The sequence below is a fragment of the Mesorhizobium sp. WSM4871 genome (genome assembly GCF_055811295.1).
In genome coordinates this window covers 1-24681 of sequence record NZ_JBVVPU010000025.1, presented here as the reverse complement: position 1 = coordinate 24681, position 24681 = coordinate 1, and the positions used below count along the sequence as shown (strand labels likewise).

24 protein-coding genes and 1 tRNA gene are annotated in these 24681 nt (G+C 62.5%); 10 read left to right on the top strand and 15 right to left on the bottom strand.

Features of this window, described 5'->3' with window-relative positions; translation table 11 throughout:
* Positions 1 to 206: 206 nt before the first annotated feature.
* The 6 genes from mobB to moaA all read right to left on the bottom strand — a co-directional run bounded on the left by mobB (position 207) and on the right by moaA (position 4439).
* Positions 207 to 716, bottom strand: coding sequence for a molybdopterin-guanine dinucleotide biosynthesis protein B (gene mobB, locus AC0L2H_RS31020; RefSeq protein WP_473593527.1), 510 nt, complete (start codon positions 714 to 716; stop codon positions 207 to 209).
* Positions 713 to 1345, bottom strand: a complete 633-nt coding sequence (mobA, locus tag AC0L2H_RS31015) for a molybdenum cofactor guanylyltransferase MobA (protein ID WP_473593526.1) — start codon at positions 1343 to 1345, stop codon at positions 713 to 715. Before mobA ends, mobB begins: the two co-directional genes overlap by 4 nt.
* Before the next feature lie 51 nt (positions 1346 to 1396).
* Positions 1397 to 2317, bottom strand: a complete 921-nt coding sequence (locus AC0L2H_RS31010) for a DMT family transporter (protein ID WP_473593525.1) — start codon at positions 2315 to 2317, stop codon at positions 1397 to 1399.
* Between the two features lie 122 nt (positions 2318 to 2439).
* Complete coding sequence (locus AC0L2H_RS31005) at positions 2440 to 2796, bottom strand: hypothetical protein (RefSeq protein ID WP_473593524.1); 357 nt, start codon at positions 2794 to 2796, stop codon at positions 2440 to 2442.
* A 117-nt stretch (positions 2797 to 2913) separates the two neighbouring features.
* Complete coding sequence (locus AC0L2H_RS31000) at positions 2914 to 3387, bottom strand: hypothetical protein (RefSeq protein WP_473593523.1); 474 nt, start codon at positions 3385 to 3387, stop codon at positions 2914 to 2916.
* 56 nt (positions 3388 to 3443) lie between these two features.
* The gene (gene moaA / locus AC0L2H_RS30995; RefSeq protein ID WP_473593522.1) at positions 3444 to 4439 is read right to left on the bottom strand and encodes a GTP 3',8-cyclase MoaA; all 996 of its coding nucleotides are present in this window, start codon (positions 4437 to 4439) and stop codon (positions 3444 to 3446) included.
* Between the two features lie 198 nt (positions 4440 to 4637).
* Here moaA and AC0L2H_RS30990 point away from each other — a divergent pair, with 198 nt between their 5' ends.
* A complete protein-coding gene (locus AC0L2H_RS30990) occupies positions 4638 to 4991 on the top strand; it encodes a gamma-butyrobetaine hydroxylase family protein (RefSeq protein ID WP_473593521.1) in 354 nt (117 codons plus the stop codon).
* Here the strand turns inward: AC0L2H_RS30990 and AC0L2H_RS30985 are convergent.
* Complete coding sequence (locus AC0L2H_RS30985) at positions 4988 to 5443, bottom strand: nuclear transport factor 2 family protein (protein WP_473593520.1); 456 nt, start codon at positions 5441 to 5443, stop codon at positions 4988 to 4990. The two genes, AC0L2H_RS30990 and AC0L2H_RS30985, sit on opposite strands and share 4 nt — an antisense overlap.
* A gap of 173 nt (positions 5444 to 5616) precedes the next feature.
* Here AC0L2H_RS30985 and AC0L2H_RS30980 point away from each other — a divergent pair, with 173 nt between their 5' ends.
* Positions 5617 to 6228, top strand: coding sequence for a pyridoxamine 5'-phosphate oxidase family protein (locus tag AC0L2H_RS30980; RefSeq protein ID WP_473593519.1), 612 nt, complete (start codon positions 5617 to 5619; stop codon positions 6226 to 6228).
* Positions 6229 to 6371: 143 nt separating this feature from the next.
* Here the strand turns inward: AC0L2H_RS30980 and AC0L2H_RS30975 are convergent, their stop codons facing one another.
* The gene (locus AC0L2H_RS30975; RefSeq protein ID WP_473593518.1) at positions 6372 to 6824 is read right to left on the bottom strand and encodes a MarR family winged helix-turn-helix transcriptional regulator; all 453 of its coding nucleotides are present in this window, start codon (positions 6822 to 6824) and stop codon (positions 6372 to 6374) included.
* Between the two features lie 47 nt (positions 6825 to 6871).
* Here AC0L2H_RS30975 and AC0L2H_RS30970 point away from each other — a divergent pair, with 47 nt between their 5' ends.
* Positions 6872 to 7783 (top strand): alpha/beta hydrolase, encoded by a 912-nt coding sequence (locus AC0L2H_RS30970; RefSeq protein WP_473593517.1) that lies wholly within the window; start codon positions 6872 to 6874, stop codon positions 7781 to 7783.
* Positions 7784 to 7785: 2 nt separating this feature from the next.
* Here the strand turns inward: AC0L2H_RS30970 and AC0L2H_RS30965 are convergent, their stop codons facing one another.
* Complete coding sequence (locus tag AC0L2H_RS30965) at positions 7786 to 8181, bottom strand: rhodanese-like domain-containing protein (RefSeq protein WP_473593516.1); 396 nt, start codon at positions 8179 to 8181, stop codon at positions 7786 to 7788.
* Positions 8182 to 8246: 65 nt separating this feature from the next.
* Positions 8247 to 8861: a TetR/AcrR family transcriptional regulator gene (locus AC0L2H_RS30960; protein ID WP_473593515.1), complete on the bottom strand. Its 615-nt coding sequence runs from the start codon at positions 8859 to 8861 to the stop codon at positions 8247 to 8249.
* Between the two features lie 100 nt (positions 8862 to 8961).
* On the opposite strand from AC0L2H_RS30960, the gene AC0L2H_RS30955 reads away from it, so the two are divergent.
* On the top strand, positions 8962 to 9708 hold the full coding sequence (locus tag AC0L2H_RS30955; RefSeq protein WP_473593514.1) for an SDR family oxidoreductase: 747 nt from the start codon (positions 8962 to 8964) through the stop codon (positions 9706 to 9708).
* 226 nt (positions 9709 to 9934) lie between these two features.
* Positions 9935 to 11869, top strand: a complete 1935-nt coding sequence (locus tag AC0L2H_RS30950; protein WP_473593513.1) for a L,D-transpeptidase family protein — start codon at positions 9935 to 9937, stop codon at positions 11867 to 11869.
* Between the two features lie 10 nt (positions 11870 to 11879).
* Here the strand turns inward: AC0L2H_RS30950 and AC0L2H_RS30945 are convergent, their stop codons facing one another.
* Positions 11880 to 12350 carry a hypothetical protein gene (locus AC0L2H_RS30945; protein WP_473593512.1) on the bottom strand — a complete coding sequence of 157 codons (471 nt, stop codon included), beginning with the start codon at positions 12348 to 12350 and terminating at the stop codon, positions 11880 to 11882.
* A 118-nt stretch (positions 12351 to 12468) separates the two neighbouring features.
* Complete coding sequence (locus AC0L2H_RS30940; RefSeq protein ID WP_473593511.1) at positions 12469 to 12741, bottom strand: PepSY domain-containing protein; 273 nt, start codon at positions 12739 to 12741, stop codon at positions 12469 to 12471.
* A gap of 556 nt (positions 12742 to 13297) precedes the next feature.
* Between AC0L2H_RS30940 and AC0L2H_RS30935 the strand changes: the two genes are divergently transcribed.
* Positions 13298 to 15112: an adenylate/guanylate cyclase domain-containing protein gene (locus tag AC0L2H_RS30935; protein ID WP_473593510.1), complete on the top strand. Its 1815-nt coding sequence runs from the start codon at positions 13298 to 13300 to the stop codon at positions 15110 to 15112.
* A gap of 83 nt (positions 15113 to 15195) precedes the next feature.
* Complete coding sequence (locus tag AC0L2H_RS30930) at positions 15196 to 19455, top strand: cytochrome P450 (protein WP_473593509.1); 4260 nt, start codon at positions 15196 to 15198, stop codon at positions 19453 to 19455.
* Positions 19456 to 19525: 70 nt separating this feature from the next.
* Here AC0L2H_RS30930 and AC0L2H_RS30925 read toward each other — a convergent pair whose 3' ends face one another.
* The 3 genes from AC0L2H_RS30925 to AC0L2H_RS30915 form a co-directional block, all read right to left on the bottom strand.
* Positions 19526 to 20212, bottom strand: coding sequence for a Crp/Fnr family transcriptional regulator (locus tag AC0L2H_RS30925; protein WP_473593544.1), 687 nt, complete (start codon positions 20210 to 20212; stop codon positions 19526 to 19528).
* Between the two features lie 489 nt (positions 20213 to 20701).
* Positions 20702 to 20776 (bottom strand) — tRNA-Val (locus AC0L2H_RS30920).
* Between the two features lie 118 nt (positions 20777 to 20894).
* A complete protein-coding gene (locus AC0L2H_RS30915; RefSeq protein WP_473593508.1) occupies positions 20895 to 21578 on the bottom strand; it encodes a phosphoglycolate phosphatase in 684 nt (227 codons plus the stop codon).
* 148 nt (positions 21579 to 21726) lie between these two features.
* Here AC0L2H_RS30915 and rpiA point away from each other — a divergent pair, with 148 nt between their 5' ends.
* From rpiA to gor, 3 genes are all read left to right on the top strand, one after another.
* Positions 21727 to 22458: a ribose-5-phosphate isomerase RpiA gene (gene rpiA / locus AC0L2H_RS30910; RefSeq protein ID WP_473593507.1), complete on the top strand. Its 732-nt coding sequence runs from the start codon at positions 21727 to 21729 to the stop codon at positions 22456 to 22458.
* The gene (locus AC0L2H_RS30905) at positions 22445 to 23023 is read left to right on the top strand and encodes a DUF2059 domain-containing protein (protein ID WP_473593506.1); all 579 of its coding nucleotides are present in this window, start codon (positions 22445 to 22447) and stop codon (positions 23021 to 23023) included. The genes rpiA and AC0L2H_RS30905 overlap by 14 nt, the downstream gene beginning before the upstream one ends.
* A gap of 121 nt (positions 23024 to 23144) precedes the next feature.
* On the top strand, positions 23145 to 24533 hold the full coding sequence (gor, locus tag AC0L2H_RS30900; RefSeq protein ID WP_473593505.1) for a glutathione-disulfide reductase: 1389 nt from the start codon (positions 23145 to 23147) through the stop codon (positions 24531 to 24533).
* Positions 24534 to 24681 lie beyond the last annotated feature (148 nt).

The window sequence follows — 24681 nt, the reverse complement described above, 5'->3', positions numbered from 1 at the left end:
CCTCTCTTTATGGTCCCGGCCGTCGTCCCTAACGGCTCTGTGGGCGGTGCTTTTGACCGCCCGCTGGCGCAATACTCCCAATATTTTCCAAGAAAAAGCAACTGCAAAACCGTCGGTTGCGGGATTTGTATTCCCGGAAAATGCTGACGCTGGGGCAGGCGCGGGGGGGAAGTAAAGCGGCGACCGAGTGGTCTTCCGGCGTGCCGTCAGCGCGTCAAACCTGTCGTGCGCTCGACGAAGTCGGCAATCGATTTCGTGTCGTCGAGATCGAAGACCGGCAGGCTTTCGCCGGGGACTGCAAAGTCGGCCGCGACGGCGACGATATGCGGATCGCCTTTCGAAAGCGGCGTCCTGTCCCTGGCCTCCAGACGCCGCGTCTCGATCTTGTTGTGCGTCTCGCGCTTGTAGCCTTCGACCAGCACGATGTCGGATGGCGCCAGCCGCGACAGGATTTCGTCCAGCCTTGGTTCGTCCTCACCGCGCAATTCGTGCATCAGCGCCCAGCGCCTGCCCGAAACGATGGCGACTTCCGTAGCCCCGGCGTGCCTGTGGCGAAAGCTGTCGGTCCCCGGCGTGTCGATGTCGAAATCGTGATGGGCGTGCTTGACCGTCGAGACTTTCCAGCCGCGCCGGGCAAGCTCGGTGACCAGCCTTTCGGTCAGTGTGGTCTTGCCGGAATTCTTCCAGCCAGTGATGCCGAAGACGCGTCTCATCATGGCTCAATGCTCTGCAACAGACGCTCGGCCGCCGCAAGATCGTCTGGTGTATTGATGTTGAAGAACGGGTCGATCTCGTGCTCGCCGGATTTCAGCAGCGAAAAATCCACCTCGACAAAGCCATGCCGGTCGATGAAGGCGGAAACACGCCTGATGTCCTCGTCGACCAGGAAACGCCGCAGGGCCGCGCGCGCCTCTGTCGGCCAGAGCGCGAAGGTCGGATGCCATTTGCCACCCGAACAGGCTACTGCGATCGAACCGGGCCGTGCGCCGGCTGCAGCGACCAGCCGTTCAACCAGATCCCGCGGCAGGAAGGGCGTGTCGCCGGCAACAGTGGCGAGTGTTTCGCTGGCCGTGTTGGCGGCAGCCCATTCGAGGCCGGTCAGGATACCGGCAAGCGGGCCGGCAAAGCCTTCCACCACATCGGCAAGCACCGGAAGTCCAATCCCGGCAAACCGTGCAGGATCGCCATTGGCGCTGAGCGCCAGCGGTCCGACCTGCGGCGCAAAGCGCGAGACGGCATGGCCCAACAGGCTGTCGCCGCCAAGCGCTAGCAGGCTCTTGTCGCCGCCGCCCATTCGCCGCGACCGGCCACCGGCGAGAATGATCCCTGCAATGTCTTGGCCCATCGTCTGCTGCCTGTACATCCGTTACAATCGGACGGTCTTCAACGGTTGGGCCTATATGCCGTCCGGCGCCATATCGGGTCCAGCGCTTTCGGCGGCAGGTTTTTGCCGGCCGACGACCCGTTCGCGGTAAAGCGCGTAGAGGCCGGAGCCGATGATGATGGTGGCGCCCACGGTCATGGGAAGGTCTGGAACGTCGCCGAAGATGACGAGGCCAAGCAAAATCGACCAGAGCAGGGCAGTGTAGCGGAACGGCGCGATGAAGGAGATGTCGCCCACCCGCATCGCCATGATGATGAACTGATAACCGATGACCACGAGCACCGCGGCGAGCGCCAGCAGCGCCGTGCTGTTCGCCGTCATCGGCGTCCAGCCGCCCATCGGCGAAAGCAGCGCCGCCCCCAGGATCGTCATGGCAGATGCCGTGGCGGTCGATACCAGCAAGGACGGAATGGCCTTGGGAATGCGCCTGGTGGCGAGGTCGCGCACCGCACAGAAGGCGACACAAACCAGTGCCAGCAGCGAATAGACGCTGAACCCTTCAAAGCCTGGCCGCACAATGATCAGCACGCCGGCGAATCCAATGGCAATGGCCAGCCAGCGCCGCCAGCCGACGCCCTCGTTGAACACCAGGGCTGCGCCCATCGTCACCGCCAGCGGCAGCGCCTGCAGCACCGCCGAGACATTGGCGATCGGCAAATGGGCAAGGGCAATGAGGAAGGCCACAGTGGCGCCGGCTTCGCCGATCACCCGTATCGCCACCAATGGCTGCAGCATCGAACTCGGTCGGGCAAGCGCGCCGCTGTGCCAGGCAAGCAAGCCGACGAAAAGCGAGGCGAAGACGCCCCGGATCAGCATGACCTGCGCCATGTTCATCGTTTCCGACGAAACCTTGGTGATCGCGTCGTTGAGGGTGAAGCCGACGATCGCCACCATCATGAACAGCGCGCCGCGCAGATTTGGAGAAAGAAGCAAAGGGCGTCACCGGTTGCGCTTTGCGTCAAGCCTGTAGCAGCCGGTCGCAAGACAGCAACGTCAAAGGGCTGGACCACAGGCTTCGTTGTGGCCCAGCCCATCCGCTCGCAAGTGCCACGGAATTATTGCGGCGTCAGTATCTCGGTGCCGTTGCCATCCTTGCCGGCTATCGTCCACAGACCGTGCAGCGAACCGTCTTCCTGGACCTTGTAGACGACAAGACCGACCGCCTTGCCCATGACGTAGCCGGCCGAAAAGGCATCGTCGTTTCGCATGCAGATGCCGTCCGAGGACGAGCCGCCAGTTTCCCAATGGATCGTGCAGGTCGTCTCGCTGGTCAGCGTGACGGTTGCCTCGCCGCCATAGGACGATCCGTCGAAATTGGTACCGGCGACCGTGTAGGTGCCGCCGATCGATTGGGCAGCCGCGGGCACGGACACAAGGCCAAGCAATGCCAGAGAAAGAACGAGTTTGCGCATATGTATTCCCCCATGGAACGAAGAGCCGCTCCGGAGGGAAGGCTAGGCTGGAACGCTCCAGTGGTAAATCAGCAACCGCTTGCGGATTGGGACTTTTTCTGGGTGTGACCGGAAAACTCACGGCCCTTTGAGGCTACTCGCGATAGGGCCGACGAGTGGGTCGTATTTCGACTTAAGGGCAGGCGGATAGTCGATCCAGACGGTGCGGATGACGCCATCCTTTCCGAACAGTCGGCGCTCGTAGAAGATGTTTTTGCCCTTCAGGCCTGACAGCACCGCCCAGTCCTTGCCGGTCTTGCTGTAAGTGATCTCGTAGCCTGGCCCTTCGCTGGCTTTCTCGGCGGCGACAAAGCCTTTCGGGGTATCTTCATCGATGTTGAGGATGCCCGAGCAGGTCAGGCTGGCGCCGTCGGCGCTGAGCCATTGCTGTCCGTCGCCATTGTCGGGCTCAGGCTGGCGATCAGTGAAAATCTCATCCGGAAAGGTGCAGACGGTGCCGAAGCGCGCATTGGTATAGGTGAACGGGGCGGCAACCGACGTGGTTGCCGCTATCGTCACAAACAACACGAGAATCGATCGAGCGTGCCTCATTCCGGGCCTCCACGGCTGATGACCGGAAGTGATCTTGCACGAAGTTGGTGAAAGAATCAGCCGCCGGTGACGCTCATGTGCCTTGACACCGATGGACGATTGGTGCGCCGGTCGATAATGAAATCATGGCCTTTCGGCTTGCGGCCAATGGCTTCATCGATGGCTTCGGCGACCAATTCGTTGCCTTCGGACGCGCGCAACGGCGCACGCAGATCGGCGGCATCCTCCTGGCCCAGGCACATATAGAGCGTGCCGGTGCAGGTCAGCCGGACGCGGTTGCAGCTCTCGCAGAAATTATGCGTCATCGGCGTGATGAAGCCGAGGCGGCCGCCGGTTTCGGCAACGTGAACGTAACGGGCCGGGCCGCCGGTCTTGAAGGGAATATCGGTCAACGTGAACTGCCGCTCCAGTGCGGCGCGCAGCAGCGACAGCGGCAGATACTGGTCGGTGCGATCGGCGTCGATCTCGCCCATCGGCATGGTTTCGATTACCGTCAATTCCATGCCGCGGCCATGCGCCCAGCGCAGCATGCCGGGCAGCTCGGCGTCGTTGAAATCCTTCAGCGCAACAGCGTTGAGCTTTACCTTCAGGCCGGCCGCCTGGGCGGCGTCGATGCCCTCCATGACCTTACCGAGATTACCCCAGCGGGTGATCTGGTGGAATTTATCGGCATCGAGCGTATCCAGTGAGACATTGATGCGCTTGACCCCACAATCGGCGAGCTCGGCCGCAAAACGCGAAAGCTGCGAACCGTTGGTGGTGAGCGTCAGTTCTTCCAGAGCGCCGCTCTTGAGGTGACGCGAAAGCTGGCGCACCAGATGCATGATGTTCTTGCGCACCAGCGGCTCGCCGCCGGTCAGGCGCAGTTTCCTGACCCCTTTTTCGATGAAGACCGTGCACAGCCGATCGAGTTCCTCTAGCGACAGAAGATCCTTCTTGGGAAGGAACGTCATGTCTTCGGCCATGCAATAGGTGCAGCGGAAGTCGCAGCGGTCGGTGACCGACACCCTGAGATAGCTGATCGTGCGACCGAAAGGATCGATCATGTCCATGCTATGCGCTTCCCGTGGCCGCGAACGGCGTCGTTATATCTGGCTATGTGATACGATCCAGCCTGCCATTCAAGATAGAACGTCTCGATCTTTGGTAACATCCCGCCGCCGACGGATCGTGTCGGAAGTTTCAAAGCGACCTTTTCCCGTTGAGCAAAGCGGCGTAGGGAAGGGCACATCGATGCGGGATCTATCACCATGACGGCGCCGAAGGAACTCAGGGTCTCGAAGGACCGCAGGCTGCTGACCGTGACCTTCGCCGATCATCAGCCGATCGAATTGCCGGCGGAGCTTCTGCGCGTCGCCTCCCCGTCGGCCGAAGTGCAGGGCCATTCACCAGAACAGCGCGTGACCGTTCCCGGCAAGCGCAACGTGGCGATCCTCAAGATCGAGCCCGTCGGCAATTATGCCGTCCGCATCACCTTCGACGATTTCCACGACACCGGCATCTTCACCTGGAACTACCTGCATACGCTGGGCCACGAGAAGGAGGCACGCTGGACCGCCTATCTCGCCGAACTGCAGGAGAAGGGCCTGAGTCGCGATCGTTAGGCAACCTCTGCCCCAGTCCCTGGCGACTCAAGAGTCGTCATAATCTCGTTGGTGTCATGGTAAAACGGCGTGCCTTCGATCAGGCGACCGTCCTTGAAACGCAAAACTTCCGCAAATGGCTGTACGACAACGGCACCATTTGCACGAGCAGTCAGGCGGAGCGTACAGCTCATGTATACCATGTCATCGTTTTGGGCGGCCTGAAGACCTTCCACAGCCACATCGCTCCATACTTCCCGCATCTTGTGGAAAAGAGCGCCGATGCCGTCCAGTCCCCTCCAATCTCCGGCATAGGGCAGCGATCGCGGCTCATGCACGACGACCTCCGCGTGGAATGCGTCGGCAAGCATATCGACGCTGTCGGAGTCCGAGCGCAGGAAGCGCATTTCAACGTCGAACATGTTTTCGAGAAGTTCCATGGCGGTGCTTCGCTGACCGAGTCTTTCGTCCATTGTTGATCTCCGTTTGCCAGCACGATCCGTTTCATGCGATCAGCACAGCTTGCCCTATCATGTCGTCACCTCGACACCCGTTTCCTGACTACCAGCCGCTGGCGCGTCGCTAAACGTTGTCGCTAAAACGTCTTGGAGTTGGGATAACGCCGGCAAAGGTTCGGAGACGGAAAATGTCCGCCATAACCACGGTCGAACAACTCGAAGCCCTTTATGGCCCGCCGGGCGAAGCGTCGGTGGTCAAGGAACTCGACCATGTCATCCCCGAATACGCCGCCTTCATCGAAGCCTCGCCCTTCGTCGCGCTGGCGACCTGTGGGCCGGAAGGGCTGGACTGCTCGCCACGCGGCGATCTTGCCGGCTTCGTGCGCATCCAAGACCCGAAAACCCTGATGATGCCGGACCGGCGCGGCAACAACCGTGCCGATTCGCTGAAAAACATCATCAGGGATTCGCGCGTCGGGCTGCTGTTCCTGGTGCCTGGCTCCGGCACCACGCTGCGCGTCAACGGCCGCGCCACCATCACCACCGACACCGCGCTTTGCGCCTCCTTCACCGTCGAAGGCAAGCCGGCGCGCTCGGTCACGATTGTCGATGTCGATTCGGTCTATTTCCAGTGCGCCCGGGCCATTGTCCGATCGGAACTGTGGAATCCGGCAAGACATGTCGATCCAAAATCGCTGCCGACACCGGGAAAGATCCTGGAGGTCACCAGCCGCAGGAACATCGACGGCGAGGCCTACGACAAGGAATGGCCCGAGCGGGCGAAGAAGACGATGTGGTAGGTGCGTGGATATTCAGGTGAGCCCGGCCTGCAAATGGCGGTTTCCTGCGCTTCCGGTGCTCACGTACTTAAAGTACGCTCCGCTTCGGTTCTCGGAAATCACCATTTTCGACTCGGCCTGACCTGAATCTCAACGCACCTAGGTCACGCCTCCTTCAGCACCTCATAGATCTTGCGCATCTGCTCGCCGATCATGTCGCACTGTTCCGGCGTCGACTGGCTCATCGCCTTCTCGATCAGCGCCATGTGGACCTTCAGCGCCTGCATCAGCAATTCCGTGCCGGCCTCGGTCAAGGTCAGCCGCAGCACTCGCTTGTCCTTCTCGTCGCCCTCGCGGCGCAGCAGACCCCGGGTCTCAAGCTGCGGCAAAAGCATGGTGATGTTGGAGCGGCCGACCAGCAGCCGCCTGGCGAGATCGTGCTGCGACATGCCCGGGTGGCGGTAGAGGTTCATCAGCACATCGAGCTGCGCCGGCTTCAGGTCCAGCGGCGCGAGCTTCACCGCCAGCGTGCGTTCCAGCACATGGCAGGCGCGCGCCACCGCGACCCAGTTGCGAAAACGCGGGTTGTCCCAGGGCAGCTCTTGCTTAATGTTCATGTTTGAACTATTATGTTCATGCTTGAACGAATGGATGGATCGCCACTATGGCATCATTTGGACTGAAGGTCATCCGGGGCGTGTTTGGCGCCGCCGAGCATGTCGCCCCCCGCCTTACCGGGCGCGCGGCGTTCGAATTGTTCTGCCGCACGCCCAACGTCAAAGCCCTGAGCGATGCGGAGCGCCGCGCCGTCGATCGCGCCGCAGCTTTCATGACTGAAGCCCGCCACCATCGGCTGAAGACTGCAAAGGGCTGCGTCACGGTGCATGAGTTCCGGCCCGAGCCGGGCAGGGCGGTTGAAGGCTCCGTGCTTGTCATCCATGGCTGGCGCTCACGCACCGAATATATGCGCGCGCTGATCGAGGGCTATCGCGATGCCGGCTACAGGGTCGTTTCGCTCGACCTGCCTGGTCACGGCCAGTCGCAAGGCCGCCGGCTGACATTGGTCAGCGCGGTCGATGCTGCGCGGCTCGCCGGCGAATGGTTCGGCCCGTTCGCGGCGGTTGTCGGTCATTCCTTCGGCGGCGCCGTGGCCGCGAACGCTGTCGCCGGATCGGTCAAGAATATCCCGCCGCTGGCGGCCGAGCGGCTGGTGCTCATCGCGGCGCCGAGTTCCTTACCGGCGATCTTCACCGATTTCAGCCGCATGCTCAATGTCGGCCCGCGTTCGCAGGCCGCCATGGCCGACAGGGTCGAACACATCGCCGGCCGGCCGCTGCACGAATTCACCGGCGACCGTCAGCTTGCCAGCAGGCCGGTGCCGACGCTGGTCATCCATGCGCCGGACGATCGCGAAGTGTCCGCCGATCATGCAAGGCTCTACGCGGAAGCCGGCGACCATGTCCGGCTCCACTGGGCAGACGGGCTAGGCCACCGCCGCATCCTCGCCGACAAGGGCGTGGCCGAACACGCCATCGGCTTCGTCACCGGCCAACAGGGGCTGGTTTCGCTGCACTGACGCTAATTCTGTTTCTGGCCGGATTCGACCGGCAGTCCGGCCGCCTTCCATGCGGTATAGCCGCCAAGGATATGCTTCACCGGTGACAGACCCATATCCTGCGCCGTCTTGGTGGCAAGCGCCGAACGCCAGCCGCCGGCACAGAAGAAGACAAAGCTCTTCCCCGAGGCAAAGAACGGCTTGTGATAGGGGCTTTTGGGGTCGATCCAGAATTCCAGCATGCCGCGCGTGACATGCCTGGCGCCTGGAATCCTGCCGTCCCGCTCAACCTCGCGCGGGTCGCGCAGATCGACGAAGATAGTGCCTTCGTCGTCGAGCAGCCGTGCTGCCTCCTCCGGCGAAACCACCTCGATCTCGGCATTGGCCTCATCGAGCAGCTCGCGATATCCCTTTTTCACCGGCTCATCCTCCCGACCGCATTTTTGCCGACCGCCTGGATTTGCAGCATAACATCATGCTTTTGTCACGCCGCGTCGGCGCCGGCCATCGTCTTCCACGCCGCCATCGCCCCGGCCACAGTTGCCAGAAGTGCCGTGCGCGAGGCGCCGTCGCGCGCCTGGATCGACATGCCATGCTGTACGGTGGCAAAGAAGGTCGCTGCCGTGCTGCTGTCGAAATCTTGGGGCAATTCACCTTCCGCCACGCCGCGCTGCAGCCGCTTCAGCAATGCCGCGCGATCTTCGGCGCGGCGGCGGCGCAGATCATCGCAGATGGCGCCTCGGCTTGAGTCCTGGTGCAGTGCGCCGAGCGCGATCAGGCAGCCCTGCGGACGATCGGTCTGCGAATAGGCTTTTGCCGTCTGGCGCAGGAAACGCTCGACCGCCTGGCGCGCCGTCGGCGCCTTCTCCAGTGCGGACCAGATCTCGGTGCCCTCGACTTGCGTGTAAAACTCGGCCGCTTCCAGGAAAAGGGCTTCCTTGCTGCCGAAGGCGGCATAGAGACTGGGCGAATTGATGCCCATCGCTGCGGTCAGGTCGCTCATCGAAGCGCCCTCATAACCATTGGCCCAAAACACCTCCATCGCCCGCCGCAGGGCGGCGGTTCGGTCGAAAGTGCGGGGGCGGCCGCGTTCCGTCATGACGTCCTTTTCTGTGTTGATCGATACATAAATCAGTTGACGTAGCTGGGCAAGGCTGCCAGGCATTTATGTATCGATCATTACATAAAGGAGAAGAAAGATGTCATCCAGCAGCTTGCACGGCAAGGCCGCGCTCGTCACCGGCGGCAGCCGCGGCATCGGCGCCGCGATCGCACGAAGGCTCGCCGCCGAGGGCGCCAGTGTCGCCATCACCTATGTCAATGGCGAGGAGCCGGCGCGTGCGGTCGTTGCCGATATTGCGGCATCTGGCGGCCACGCCCTTGCCATCAAAGCCGACAACCGCGACGCCGCTGCGGTCGAAGCGGCTGTCGACGACGCGGTGAAGGCCTTCGGGCGGCTGGATATTCTCGTCAACAGCGCCGGCATCTGGCGTGCAGCGCCGATCGATGCTCTGTCGCTCGCCGACTTCGATGAGACCATGGAGGTCAATCTCAGGGCTCCGTTCGTGGCTTCGAAGGCAGCAGCGGTGCATATGGGGGAGGGCGGCAGGATCATCTCGATCGGCAGCAATCTGGCGGAACGTGTCACCGACACCAGCCTCAGCGCCTATTCGACCAGCAAGGCGGCGCTGGTCGGCCTGACCAAGGCCCTGGCGCGCGACCTTGGCTCGCGGGGCATCACCGCCAACGTCGTTCATCCGGGTTCGACAGATACCGACATGAATCCGGCCGGCGGTCCGCATGCCGAACACCAGCGGCAGAAGATGGCGACGCCCCGCTTCGGCAAGGCTGATGAGATCGCCGGCATGGTCGCCTGGCTCGCCGGTCCAGAGGGGCGCTTCGTGACGGGCGCATCCCTGACAATCGATGGCGGCGCCAACGCCTGACACTCGCCATGGCAGCGACAGTTTCGAAACAGGCGCGACGAACACGCTCTGGTTGTCACGATCTTGTGAAACTGTTCTGCAACAGGACCGCCGAAATTTATGGAAGCTTAACGAAATCGGTATGAATCAGTATAGTCGAACCTTACATCCGTCATAGGGTGGGCGAGACCGTCAAGCGGTGCGAAACGGCAAAACGGGAACCGGTTGCAGCCGGAGCGGGTGATCCATGAAATTCCTCGGAAACAAAGCAACCGTGATGCCGCTTGTGGCGGCCGCGGCAATGCTGGCCTTCGGCGCACCGCAGGCAAGCGCGCAAGGGCTTTTCGAGATGCTCTTCGGCGGCGGCATCAAGCGCGCGCCGCAAGGTGACTTCCCCCCGCCACCATCGAGGGACGGGCCGAAATACAAGGCAAAGCCAAATGGTGGCAGCAAGCGCAGCGGTGCCGTCAAGATCAGCAGCCCGTCCTACTATACCTACAAAAGCGATCCGCTCGTGCGCGTCGACTTCGCGGCGCTGGTGGCAACGCCCGCGGCGGGAATGCCTTTGCCGGAAATAGTTGAGCCGGCTAAGCCGCAGGATGCCGCCTTCCAGCCATCCGCCGCCGCCAATGCCGCCTTCCACGAGGCGATTGCCGGGCTAGATGGCTATGAGCTCTTTGCCGAGAAGGACATCGCCAAGACGCTCGTTGCCTATTATTCGGCCAACCCGGATTTCATCTGGGTGACGGGAACCAGCGCCAACAGCCGCGCCCAGGATGCGGTGCGGGTGCTGGGCGAGGCAGCGAGCTATGGCCTCACGCCAGCAGACTATTTGGTTGAAGTGCCAGACGCCAGCGCATCGGCGGGCGACACCGATGCGCGGTTGAAGGAGCTTGTCCGCTTCGAGATGGCGCTGTCGGCGCGTGTCCTGCGCTACGTTCGTGACGCACAGAGCGGCCGTGTCGATCCCAATCGCATGACCGGCTATTATGACTTCCCGGCCAAGCCACTCGACATGGAGGGTGTGCTGAAAACGCTGGCGCACACCCAGCAGGTGCGCACCTACCTCGAATCACGCCACCCGCAGAACGCCGAGTATCAGGCGCTGCGCGTCGAACTGGAATCGCTGCGGGCCAGCGCCGAAGATGAAATCGTCGTCGATCCCAAATTGCTGCTCAAACCGGGGCAGAGCAGCCCCGAATTGCCGAAACTCCTGACCAAGATCGCGAGCAATCTCGACGACGAGATGGGCGGCACCTATGGCGAGACGCTGGCAAGATTTGCCACCAGCGAGGACTATGTTCCGGAGCTGGTGCCGGTCATCAAGGCGGCGCAGAAGAAAGCCGGAATGAAGGGCGACGGCGTCATCGGGCCGCGTACCGTCGCGGCGTTGGTGGGAGCCTCCAAGGCCGACAAGATCCAGAAAGTACAGGTCGCGCTGGAAGAGTTGCGCTGGCTGCCTTCCGATCTCGGCAGCCCGCGCGTCTTCATCAATCAGCCGGCCTTCACGGCGAGCTATATCGACAATGGCCAAGAGAAGCTGAAGACCCGCGCCGTTATCGGCAGGACCACGAACCAGACTTCCTTCTTCTATGACAAGATCAAACAGGTCGACTTCCACCCCTATTGGGGCGTGCCGCAGTCAATTCTCGTCAACGAAATGCTGCCCCGGCTGCGCCGGGATCCGGGCTATCTCGACCGTGCCGGCTATGAAGTGGTCAATGCGCGCGGCAAGCGCATTCCCTCATCCTCGGTCAATTGGGGTGGCTATGGCGCAAACATACCTTACGGTGTGCGTCAGCTGCCGAGCGAGGCTAACGCGCTGGGCGAACTGAAGATCCTGTTCCCCAACAAACATGCAATCTACATGCACGACACGCCGCAGAAGTCGTTCTTCAAACGCGATATGCGTGCGCTCAGCCATGGCTGTGTCCGCCTGCAGGATCCGCGCGGCATGGCGGCGGCAGTGCTCGGCACTTCGGTCGACTACATAGCCGAGAAGCTGAAGCACGGGCATTCGACCGAAGACGTGACACGCACCATTCCGGTCTATGTCGCCTATTTCACCGCCTGGCCCGACATGGCCGGCAATGTCGAGTATTTCAACGACATCTACGATCGCGACACGCGGCTGCAGCAGGCGATCGACAGCACGGAAGCCGTGCGCTCGCCGGCAAGCTGAACCAGCTAAATTAAAGCTGATAGAGCGGGCGACGGAAGCCGGCTTCACGGCCGGCGATCAGCCAATAGATCAGGCCGGCGACGAGACCGGCGGCAGCAATAATGCCGATATCGGCCCAGCGCTCAGGGCCCATGTCCTCCGGCGCGCTCGGCCAGACCAGAGCGAAGCCGCCGATCGCGACCGCGGCGCCGAAGACAATATGCAGCCAGAAATTGCGCAGCGAAAAGAATTCGGCGATCAGCGCGAAGATCAGGGTTTGCAGGCCGGTCAGTATGATCGTCAGGAAATAGACGAACATGCCGAGCGGCGGCACGACCAGCGCCGCGATCGGCGTGACGCCCATGAAACCGAAATACGCCGGCGCATTGGGCAGCGAACTCAATGCGGCGTAGATGGTCACCACCGCGATCAGTCCGACCAGCACCGCAACAAAATAGCCGGCAAACATCATCAGGACGCGTTTCAATACGTGCTTCGCCATGCCCACCCCAGTGCGGCGCAGTAATAACGCCGCAGTCAGCCATCAAAGACGGACGGACGCAAGGGCAGGCGGAAAGGCCAGTGGCCTGTATATGCTTCGAATGCGGACTGTTGGCAGGCTATTTCGGCTCGGCCGTGACCGGGTCGTAGGTGATTTCGACTTTCGCCTTATCGGTCGTGTAGTACGTGACGGTGTAGGCGCCGCTGTCCCAATCGACCTCTTCCACATAGCGAAAATCGTTTCGCTGCTCGACCTTGGCGATGATTTCCGACAGCTTCTTGGCATTTGGCGGCGGCAATGGTCCGTCCGCGGCAAAGGCGGATCCGCCGAGGAAGAGAACGGCGACACCTGTTGCCAGGACAAGGCTGGTCGCCAAAACAGATCTGGACATGGCTTTCCCTCACATTTCGATGAATAGAAACTCGTTTTCAGGCGGGTTTGTTCCGGCATCGCCGATGCGCCGCGCTATAGTGCATGCCTCAGGCCTGACCTGCATCCCTCGGAAGAAAGGCAGCTTCCCGCGGAAATCGTGATCCGTATTTCCTGTAGGCACGGGAGCAGCGGAGACACGTTTTCAAGCCGATTTGCTCCACCTCCTAGAATTGCGGCTGTTCCATTGTGCCACCATTGTCGCATCTTTCACCAGAGGCCGTCTCAATGCAATTTGGAGCGCGGCCTAAGTCGATAAAGTTTTGTTATTTCAATGTGTAAGGGCGAATATTACCGATAATTTCGAACAACGGCCGGCTAGGTCTGGACGATGCCGCGGCCTCCGACATATTAGCTGATCTTGGTAGAGATTTTACGAAGACCCTGTTAGGTTCATGACAAGACAGGGCGGCATCGGCGCGTTGCACCTGCCGGGAATTTTCTTCCAAAGCGGCGAAATCTTCAGGGGCAGGTAGTCGCCTGCGCTGGCGAAGACCAGAAAAGACCGGGGCTCAGACATGGCTGAACGGAACTACACCCGTCAGCTTGCGACGATCATTTCCATAGATGCCGTCGGGTTCTCGCGGCTGATGGGTCTTGACGATGAATCGGCCGTCGCCGCGTTCGAGGAACGGCGCGACGTCATCGCCGACAGTTGCAGCACCTTTGGCGGCCGCACCTTTGGCGACGCCGGCGACAGCATCATGGCCGAATTCGGCAGCCCGATCGAAGCGTTGCGCGCGGCGTTCGATTTTCAGGGCCGCATCGTCACGCTCAATTCATCGGTCGACGAAGCCATGCGCATGCCCTTTCGCGTCGGCATCAACACCGGTGACGTCATCGTTCGCGAAGGCCGGCTCTACGGTGACGACGTCAACATCGCCGCCAGGATCCAGGAGTTTGCGCCGCACGATGGTCTTGCCGTCTCGGAAACGACCTGGCACCACGTGAAGGACAAGACAGCGGCCGAGTTCATCGATCTCGGCGAATTCATGCTGAAGAATATCGCGTTGCCGGTGCGCGTTCTGATTGCGGGGCGCATCACCAACGGGTCGGCGCCAGCGCCATTCATCGCGGCCACGCCTCAAGCCAACGGTCAGCAGAAACTGTCCCCCAAAGGTCCGCCCGCGATCGCGGTGCTGCCGTTCCGGGGCGATGGTGGCGAGCGCGACGTCGATTACATGGCGGACGGCATCGCCGAAGACATCATCTATGGCCTTTCGAACACCAGATGGCTCTCGGTAATCGCCAAGAGTTCCAGTTTCCAGTTTCGCGATGACACACTGGGGACGCGGGTGATCGGCAATGCCCTTGGCGCGCGCTACATCGTCAGCGGCACATTGATGCGTAATGACGGACAAATCCGTCTGAACACCTCGCTCGCCGACGTCTCGAACGGGCGGTTGGTGTGGTCTCAGCGTTTCGATCGAGACCTGGTCGACATCTTCGGCCTTCGCGACCAGATCGGCGCGGAGATCGTCTCGATCCTCGACAAGGAGGTCGACCGGGCCGAGCAGGCGCGCACCTTCCAGGTACCGTGGGAAAGTCTGGAAACCTGGCAATTGGTGAGGCGCGGCCGCTGGCACATGAACCGGCGCACGCGCGGCGATACTGAAATCGCCTTGGACTTCTTTGAAAAGGCTTACCAGGAGGATCCTAATTCGAGTGCCGTGCTGAACGAACTGGCATGGTGGTATTTCTGGCGGGCCTGGCTGCGCTTCGGCGACAATGACGATCTGAACAAGGTCGAGCAATACGCGCGCAAGGCGCTGCTGATGGACAGCCTGGATGCGCGCCCGCATGCCCATCTTGGCGCCATCGACATCATGCGGGGAGAGCCGCGGGCCGCGGTCGAGCACCTGGAGGAAGCGATCCACATCAATCCGAGCTTTGCCTTCGCGCGCTCGGCCATGGGCAGCGCCCGCCTTTTGCTCGGCGATGCCGCCGGCGCAATTCCGTTCTTTCTCGATACCGAGCGACTGAGTCCCTTCGACCTTTACCGGTTCCACAATCTGGGGGAATTGGCGGCGGCCTACAGCTTCATCGAGGACTGGCCGTCGGTAATCGCCACCGCTGACCGCTCGCTCAACCTGTCGCCAGGTTATTTCTACGCCAGGTTCCTGAAGATCGGCGCCTTGATGCGCAGCGGCCGCGAGGAAGAAGCCAGGCGAGAAATGGCCGTTTTCGCAACCAGGCACCCGGATTTCTCGGAGCAACGGGTGCGCTGGATACCTTTTGCCGACAAGGCGGCGAATGAATTCCTCATCGGCAATTTCGAAATGGCCAGGGCCAGCAACATGATCGAAGCGGGCGAACACCAACTACAACTGTGAGGGAATTCACATACGCGCAACCGCTGCGAACCTAGGCCAGAGGTAGCCGATATCGCAACAATGTGAACGGCCGGGGGGCTTGAATGCGCATGTTCAGGATCAAGTATTTCGATGCTGTCCGCAAGGCCCGGGAAAACCAGCGGCCGCTGGCGGAAATGCCGCCATTCGACCTCGGACGGCTGCGTTCCAGCGGCCTTGCGGCGCGCATAGCAGGCTTCCTTTTCAATGATCCTCGCTGGGCGCTGGCGCTGTTGCGCCGGTTCTGGCCGAACCTTGCCTTCGGCAATTTCCTGCTCGTTACCAGGAACGCCGACGTTCGCGACATACTGGAGCGCGGCGACGAATTCCAGACACCCTATGGACCCGAGATGACCGAACTCGCTCGCGGGTCGAACTTCATCCTCGGCATGCAGGACGGCGCCGACTATCGCCGCATGAAGTCGTCTGTGCTGAGCGCCTTCCCGCCGGCCGAGGTCGAGGCTGCCGTCAGGCCGATCGCCGCACGCCATTCCAGGGAGATCATGATCCGCGCCAGTCCTGGCTTCGATGCCATCTCCGGGCTGATGAAGATCGTGCCGGTGCATATCTGCCGCGATTATTTCGGTCTCGAGATCGACGACGAATCCGAATTTGCCGACTGGGCGATAGCCCTGAGCGCGCTGTTCTTTTCCGATCCGCTGGCAAAGCCGGTCACGCGCGAGCTTGCCGTGGTCGCCGGCGACCGGCTGATCAAGGTCGTAGACCGCTCCATCGATGCGATCAGGCAAAAGGGCGCGAAGGCCGAGCAGCCGCTGCCAAGACTTGTCGCCCTTCTCGATCAGGGAAAGCTGTCGCTGCCCGACATCCATTCGATCATGCTCGGCATGATCGCCGGCTTTGTTCCGACCAATGTGCTGGCCGGCGGCAATTGCCTCGACGTGATCCTGTCCCGGTCCGACGCACGACAGGCCATCGATGCGGCGCTCGCCAAGGACGATACTGGCAAGCTTGACCGGGCGATCCTTGAGGCCATGCGCTTCAAGCCGATCTGGATCGGCCCGTGGCGCTACACGTCGCGCGACACCACGATCGCCAAGGGCACGCGCCGCGAGCGTCTGGTGAAGGCAGGAACGGTGGTCATGCCGGCAACGCTGTCGGCAATGTTCGACGCTGAAGCCGTGCGAAACCCGAACGAGTTCGACACTTCGCGCCCGCAACGCGACTACATGGTGTTCGGCCACGGCATTCATCTTTGCATTGGCGCCGAGATCGCCAGGGTCCAGATCGGCGAAAGCCTGCGCGCCCTGTTCCAGAAGCAGGGCGTACGCCGAGTACGCGGCAGGGCCGGACGCATGACCAGCGTCGGCGCCTATCCGGAAAGCCTCAAGATCGACTTCGAGCGGCCCCCACTTTGCCGCACCGTCGACCATTCGATGGTGACGGTGGTCTGCCCAATCACCCGGGCCGAGCCGCTGGACGCCATCCGCGACAAGGTCGCGGCGCTCGGCAACCCGGCCAATGAAGAGATCAGCACCGCGCTCGGCATTGCCCGCACTATACATTTTACCAGCCTGACCGTTGCCGGCACTGGCGAGACCGATGATGCGTCCGGTCTTGAGAAAGGCGTTGTGGTTCTCGAAGTCTCCGGCGACGGCAGCAGCGACGAGGTCATCGACACAGTCTCGCGGGCCATCGGTCACTGGTTGCTGCCGATTTTGGAAGACGTCTGCGGCCTGCCCGACGGCGGGGCGCTGAACGACTTCCTGCGCAAACACAATGTCGAGATATCGCCGTCTTTCGGCAGCAACGCCGGGCTGGTGTTTTCCGGCACGCCGGGACATTCGGTCCGCCGTATCCTGGCCGAAGCCGAGCTCGCAGACACCATTCGCGATATCGTCGAACAGCCGCGCCATGGCAATGGCGACGCTGCCGCCGTGCTCACCGAGGTGCGCCGGCATGTCCAGTCGCTCGGCAGGTTCGACTGGGCGTTCCAGCCAGCCGAAAGCCTGCTCGAAAGGCCGCCCGGAAAATGGTGGCAGGCCATAACGACGACGCTGCTGGCGCCGGCCGTGCTTATCACCGTCGCGCTGGTCGTGCTTGCCTGCTGGCGCATGACCTATGTGCTGGTGTTCGGCGACCCTGACGGCCTGACCTTCCCCAACATCGCCATTGCCGGTACGGCACTTTTACTGGCCGTGCTCGGCCTGCTGGCGATAGCGATCGCGGTGATCGGCCTGTGCTTCGTCGCCTTGCGGCGTATCGAGGACATCGATCGCCCTCAAAACACGCCTGTCGACCTCGATGCGCTGGACAAGATCATTGTCCACGAGGACCGCACCGCCCAGAACCATTTGACGGCGATCTCGACGATGAAGGCCGGAATCTTGCGGCGGCTTGCACTCAGGCTTTCCTTCTACCTGATCTCGATCTCGGCGCAGAAGGTGTTCAAGCCGGGCTTCCTCGCCACCATCAACACCATCCATTTCGCCCGCTGGGTGCTGCTGCCGGGCACCAACAGGCTGATGTTCCTTTCCAACTACGGCGGCAGCTGGGAGAGCTATCTCGAGGACTTCATCGCCAAGGCCGCGTCCGGGCTTACCGGCGTATGGAGCAACACCGAAGGCTATCCACGCACGCGCTGGCTCTTCCTCGATGGCGCGCGCGACGGCGACCGCTTCAAGCGCTGGGCACGGCGCCAGCAGGTGCCGACGCTGTTCTGGTATTCGGCCTATCCCGCCCTCAACACGATCCGCATACGCGCCAACTCCAGGATCAGGCGGGGGTTGGCGACCGCTACGGACAGCCAAGCGCGCGACTGGTTGAGCCTGTTTGGGTCATTGCCGCGTCCGGTGGCTCAAAAAACCGCCGTCCAAAAGACCGCCTCGTTGCTGGCGGACATCAGTTCGGCGTTTCCCGCGCCGCTCGAACAACAGCTGGAGACCGGCGAGATCCAATCCATATTCTTCGGCCCATTTGGGTCATTGGGCCATGCCCATATGCTGGCTATAGCCGTGCCGGACACACTTTCCCGGATCAATCGCAAGGCGTGGCTGGAGTTCATTGTCGCACAAACAAGTTTCGGCGACGGCGTGCCGGCAGAGCGCGCAATGACGGTGGCGTTCGGCCCCGACGGCCTTCGCCGCCTGGGTCTGGAGGGTGGCGTCGACGATGATCCGCTGGGTACCTTTCCGGTCGCCTTTCGCCATGGCATGGGCAATCCCGAGCGCAGCCGCATCCTCGACGATGTCGGTGAAAGCGTGCCCGACAAATGGCGGTGGGGCTCGCCACGGAAACCGGCGGATGCGGTCGTCGTCTGCTATGCCGAAAGCGCGGAGGTCCTGGCGGCCGAAATCGCCGCCCTGAAGCGAAGGACGACGGGCGCGGGGTTGAAACTCGTCGCCGAGCTGCCGCTTGCGGTGAAGCGCGAGGGCAAGCGCGCGGTGGAGCATTTCGGCTTCGTCGACGGTGTTTCGCAGCCGATCGTCAGGGGCACTGCGCGCGCCAATGCCGGCGTGGCGCCGATGCATCTGGTCGCGCCGGGCGAGTTCCTGTTCGGCTATCGCGACGAGCACGGCTTCTATCCGGCATCGCCATCCGTCCGGGCCTCGCAGGACCGGTCCGGCATCCTGTCGGCGGTGCGCCGCAACCGGCAGATCGCAGGCCAGCCACCGCCGCCGCACGATTTCGGCCGCAACGGCTCCTTCCTTGTCGTGCGCCAGTTCGAGCAGCACGTCGACGTGTTCGACGACTACTGCAAGGCCGCGGCCATGCAGGCGGCCAGCGAAACCGGCAACCCCGCCATCACGCCGCGCTGGGTCGCCGCCAAGATGCTTGGCCGCTGGCCGGACGGCAGTTCGCTGGTGCGCAATCCCGACGGCCGCCCCGGCCGCCCGGCCGACAATGATTTCGCCTTTGGCGCCGAGGACCCACAGGGACACCGCTGCCCGCTTGGCGCCCATGTCCGTCGCTCGAATCCGCGCGATTCGCTGGGCGAAGACCGCGAGACGCAAATCAGGATCGGCAAGCGCCACCGCATCATCCGGGTCGGCCGCACCTATATGAAGCAGGACAAGAGGCGCGGGAAAGTCGAGAAGGGGCTGCTCTTCATGTGCCTCAACGCCGACATCGAGCGTCAATATGAATTCATGCAGCAGACCTGGGTCTCATCCACCTCGTTCCAGGGACTGGCTGGCGAAAAGGATCCGACCATCGGCTCGCGCGACGGCGGCGGCAGGTTCACCATCCCCTCCTGGGAGGGCGTCACCGTGCTGAAGGGCATCCCGCAATTCGTCACCACGCGGGGAGGGGGCTACTTCTTCATGCCGGGCAAATCGTCGCTGCGCTATCTGATTTCGCGGCTCTGATTCGAGGACGCATCTTCGAATCGGATTCGAGGACGCATCCCCGAACCACCGGATTCAGCTATCGCCGTCCTCAGTCGTCGTCCTGCGAAGCGGCGATATGACTGAGCGCCCTGGCGTCGATGATGCGCAGGCCGCCGCGCCTGATGGCGATGATCTGCCGGCTGCGCCAGTCGTTGAGCGTCTTGTTGACCGACTCGCGTGTCGCGCCAAGGAACTCGCCCAGTTCGGACTGGGAGATGGGTATCCAGCCTTCGCCGTCGGCTATGACGCCGCCCAGAAAGACCAGTCGTTTTGCCAGCCTCGCCTCGATGCCGAAAAAGGCCTGATCGCCGAGTTCACCGCTGACCCAGCGCAGCCGCGCGCACAAAAGGTCGATCATGGCGCGCGCCAGGGATGGGTTTTTCTCAATTCGATCAAACAGTTGTGTCCGGCTTACCGAAACCAGCTCGCAGGCAGTGAGACAGATCGCGGTGGCCGTGCGCGGGCGTCCGTCAAGTGCCCCGATCTCTCCGATCAAACTGCGCGACAGCTCGATATTGGCCACCAGCTTTTGGCCACCAGGCGAATAGATCGAGATCTCCACCGTACCCTTCATCACACCATAGATGCGGTCGGCGGCATCCTCCTGGACGAACAGATGCTGGCCGGCGGCGTAGCGTTCGAGTTTGCAACCGCTGAACAACAGATCGAACTGGCTCGGGTCGATACGCGCAAGGCGCGGCAGATCATCTCTGTCGTTCGCGCCAGCAAAAGCCATGTCCGTGCCCCAATTTCCGTAACTGCTAAAGTTTACGGCAATAGTAGACGGCATCAAAGCCCGGTGTTCATCCATGTCACGGCTCCCTCGAAAGGCATGGGATCGGACACCGGAACCGTCCGGCATCCGACCCGCCTGCGTTGAAGGCCGTCTGCACGCGTGGCGGGAGGAGCCAACGCGCGCAGACGGCAACTGTGAAATGCCTAGGTGATCAAAAACCCCGCCAAGAATCCCCGCCTTGGGCCGGTTGCTTTCCGAGCCACGAAATTTTGTTCGACACGGCCAAATAGAATCTCGACCGCGCCAGGCTACGTTCGCGCGAAACGGGCTGCCGGTCTGTGAAGGGCTTTACATAGCCGATTTGCAGCTGACTATGCCGAGCCGGCTGGCGCGTGGATGCAGGCATGAGCCGAACCCATCTGGGCCTGCTGGCGGCAAATTCAGTGAATGCGGTGAAAACCGGTCATCCAACCTGTTTTGGAAGTCAGATGGTGGGCGATGCAGGGATTGAACCTGCGACCCCACCCGTGTGAAGGGTGTGCTCTCCCGCTGAGCTAATCGCCCGCTCGTTGCCCGAAGGCCAAGCGAGCCGCGATATAAGGGAGGCCGGCCCGCGAAGTCAAGGCGATGTCCGGGGTTCCAGCGAAGACCGAATCCCGCAGGGGTTTGGCCGCCATCGCGGTCAGTATGCCGCCGCGGCGATCAGCCGTTCCGCCAGGTCCAGCGTCAGCGCATCGAAATGCGAGATCACCGCCGACGGTTCGAATTCGCGCACATGACGATCAGTGTAGCCGAAATCGACGGCGACCACCGGAATGCCGGCCGCTTTCGCCGTATCGATGTCTGTCTGCGAATCGCCGACCATCAGCGCACCGTGCGGGTTGCCGCCGGCGAGCGCGATGGTCTGTGTGAGATGGCGCGGGTCGGGTTTGCGGAAGGCGAACGTGTCCTGGCCGCAGATCGCGGCGAAATGGCGTGCCAGGCCGAGCGCCTCGATCAGCGCCACCGAGTTGGCCTCGTATTTGTTGGTGCAGATGGCCAGGAGATAGCCGGCATTCTCGAACCGGGCTATCGCCTCGACGACACCGGGGTAGGGGCGCGACTTGCCGGGGATGTTGTCGGTGTAGTGATCGAGGAACAATCTCAGCAAGCGGTCATGCTCGTCCACCGCAAGCGATCTTTGCTGCGCGGCATGGGCGCGCTCGATCATCATCCGGCCGCCATGGCCGACGAAGCGCTTGAAGCCGGCCTCGTCGACAGCCGCAAGCTCGCTGGCGGCGAGGCTGTGGTTGAGGCTGTCGAGCAGATCCGGCGCCGTGTCGATCAGCGTCCCGTCGAGGTCGAACACGATGATCGGTCGAGTCATGGCCTGTCCTGTGACGATTGCATTGCGCAGGCGATATCCCCTGCGGTCCAATCCGGCAAGCCGTCTGGACCAGTCCACAGCCAAGGTCTTTGACCGTACGGGCAAAAATGCTAGGAGCGCGCAAACAAAACGGGGAGCGACAAGCGACATGGATGCGAGGCAATTGAAGGTCGAGGCGGCGCGGGCAGCCCTTGCCCATGTCAGCGACGGCATGCGGCTCGGCATCGGCACCGGCACGACCGCCGAGGAATTCGTGCGGCTGCTCGCCCAAAAGGTCGCCACCGGCTTCACGATCGTCGGCGTGCCGACCTCGGAGCGCACCGCCATCCTTTGCCGCGAGCTTGGCGTGCCGTTGTCGGACCTCGAGGAAACGCCCGAACTCGATCTCACCATCGACGGCGCCGACGAGGTCGACCCAGCGCTGACATTGATCAAGGGCGGTGGTGGCGCGCTGCTGCGCGAGAAGATCGTCGCGGCGGCCTCCGCACGCATGATCGTCATTGCCGACCGTTCGAAGATGGTGGAGACGCTCGGTCGTTTTCCACTGCCCATCGAAGTCAATCAGTTCGGCCTGCACGCCACCGAAATCGCGGTCGGTGCGGCGGCCTCAGGGATCGGCCTTTCCGGTCCTGTCACATTGAGGATGACGGGAAGCCAGCCTTTTGTTACAGACGGCGGCCATTTTATCCTCGATGCATCTTTTGGCCGCATTCCGGATACAAGAGCGCTTTCGAATGCTCTCCACGCCATTCCAGGCGTTGTCGAGCATGGTCTTTTCATCGGGCTGGCGTCAGCGGCCATCATCGCCGGCGGCGACGGCATCCAAACCGTCCATGCCGCCCGAAAACCAGGGAGTTCTACCGATCATGATGTTGCATAACCGGGTTCGCCGTCTTTCCGCCATTGTCGCGGCTTCGGCCGTCTTGGCGTTTTCCGCGCCGGCATTCTCGCAGGACGTCACCGACGCGCATTTGAAGGCCGCGCGCGCCGCGGTCGCGGCGATCCATGCGACGGACCCGTTCGACAACATCCTGCCGCAGGCCGCGGCCGCGCTCGAGCAGCAGCTCATCCAGAAGAACCCCGACATGCAGGAGCTGATCGGCAAGACGATCAGCGAGAAGGCGCTGTCGCTGGCCTCGCGCCGCGCCGACCTGGAGAAGGAAGCAGCCCTGGCCTATGCCAAGGTGTTTTCTGAACAGGAACTCAACGACATCGCCGCCTTCTACAATTCTGCGTCCGGCAAGAAGCTGCTCGACAGCGGCCCGGCCGTGACGCGCGACCTGGTCAAGGCGGCCGACATCTGGCAGAACGGCCTCGCCCGCGATCTCGCCCAGCAGGTCGGCGAAACGCTGGCTGCGGCAGCGAAAGCCAAGGCGACGGCGGCGCCCGCCGATGGCGCCGCACCCGCAGATGGTGCCGCCCCAGCAGACGGTACACAGAACTGATCACGTTTTTCGGGGCGCCATAGCCGCCACTGGACCAGAAAGCCCGGCTTTGTCCGGGCTTTTCTTTTGGTGGTTTGCGGCCTACCTGTCTCGAACGTTTCGAAGCATGAGGAGCCACGGCATGGCCGGTTACGACTACGATCTTTTCGTCATCGGCGGCGGCTCCGGCGGGGTGAGGGCGGCGCGTGTGGCGGCAGCGCTCGGCAAGCGCGTCGGCATCGCCGAGGAGTACCGGTATGGCGGCACCTGCGTGATCCGCGGCTGCGTGCCGAAGAAGCTCTATGTCTATGCCTCGCAATTTCCCGAACATTTCGAGGATGCCGCCGGCTATGGCTGGACGGTGCCGCAGGCGACTTTCGACTGGCCGACCCTGGTTGCCAACAAGGACCGCGAGATCAGCCGGCTGGAGGCCATCTACAAGAGGAATGTGCAAGGCGCCGGCGGCGAGACGTTTCATTCGCGCGCCGTGCTGGTCGACCCGCATGCGGTGCATCTTCTGAACGAGGACCGCACCGTCACGGCCGACCAGATTCTGATCGCCACCGGCGGCCGCCCGGCACCGCATCCGGCTCTGCCCGGCCATGAACATTGCATCTTTTCCAACGAAGCCTTTGACCTCAAGGAACTGCCGAAGGCGATCATGATCGAGGGCGGCGGTTACATCGCCGTCGAATTCGCCAACATCTTTCACGGGCTCGGCGTCGAAACCACGCTGGTCTACCGCGGCAAGGAGATCCTCTCCCGCTTTGACATGGACCTCAGGCGCATGCTGCATGAGACGATGGAAAAGAAGGGGATAAGGATCCACTGCCATGCGGTGTCGGAATGGGTTCGCAAGCGGCCGGACGGCCGGCTCGATGCGGTTGTCAGCGGCGGCAAGGTGTTGACGGTCGATCAGGTCATGCTCGCCATCGGCCGCATTCCCAACACTGAAAACCTCGGTCTTGAAGGCGTCGGCATCGAATTGACCAAGACCGGCGCGATCAACGTCGACCCATATTCGCGCACCAACATCGATAACATCTGGGCGATCGGCGACGTCACCAACCGTGTGCAACTGACGCCGGTGGCGATCCATGAAGCGATGTGCTTCGTCGAGACCGCCTTCAAGGACAATCCGACCGCGCCCGACCATGACACGATCGCCACCGCTGTTTTCTCGCAGCCGGAGATCGGCACGGTCGGGTTGTCGGAGGACGAAGCGATAAAGCGCTTTGCCGACATTGAAATCTACCGCGCCACTTTCCGGCCGATGCGGCACACGCTGTCGGGCCGTGACGAAAAGATGCTGATGAAGCTGGTGGTCGACGGCACCTCGAAAAAGGTGCTTGGCGCCCATATCCTCGGGCCGGACGCCGGCGAGATGGCGCAGTTGCTCGGCATCCCTATCAAGGCCGGACTCACCAAGGACGATTTCGACCGCACCATGGCCGTGCACCCGACCGCGGCGGAAGAACTCGTCACCATGTACAAGCCAACCTACCGGGTGAAGGACGGCGAGCGCGTCTAATGCATGCAGTTCAGGACCCGGGGGGGGGGGGGGGGGGGGGGGGGGGGGGGGGGGGGGGGGGGGGGGGGGGCCGGGGGCGGGGGGGGGGGGGGGGGGGGGGGGGGGGGGGGGGGGGGGGGGGGGGGGGGGGGGGGGGGGGGGGGGGGGG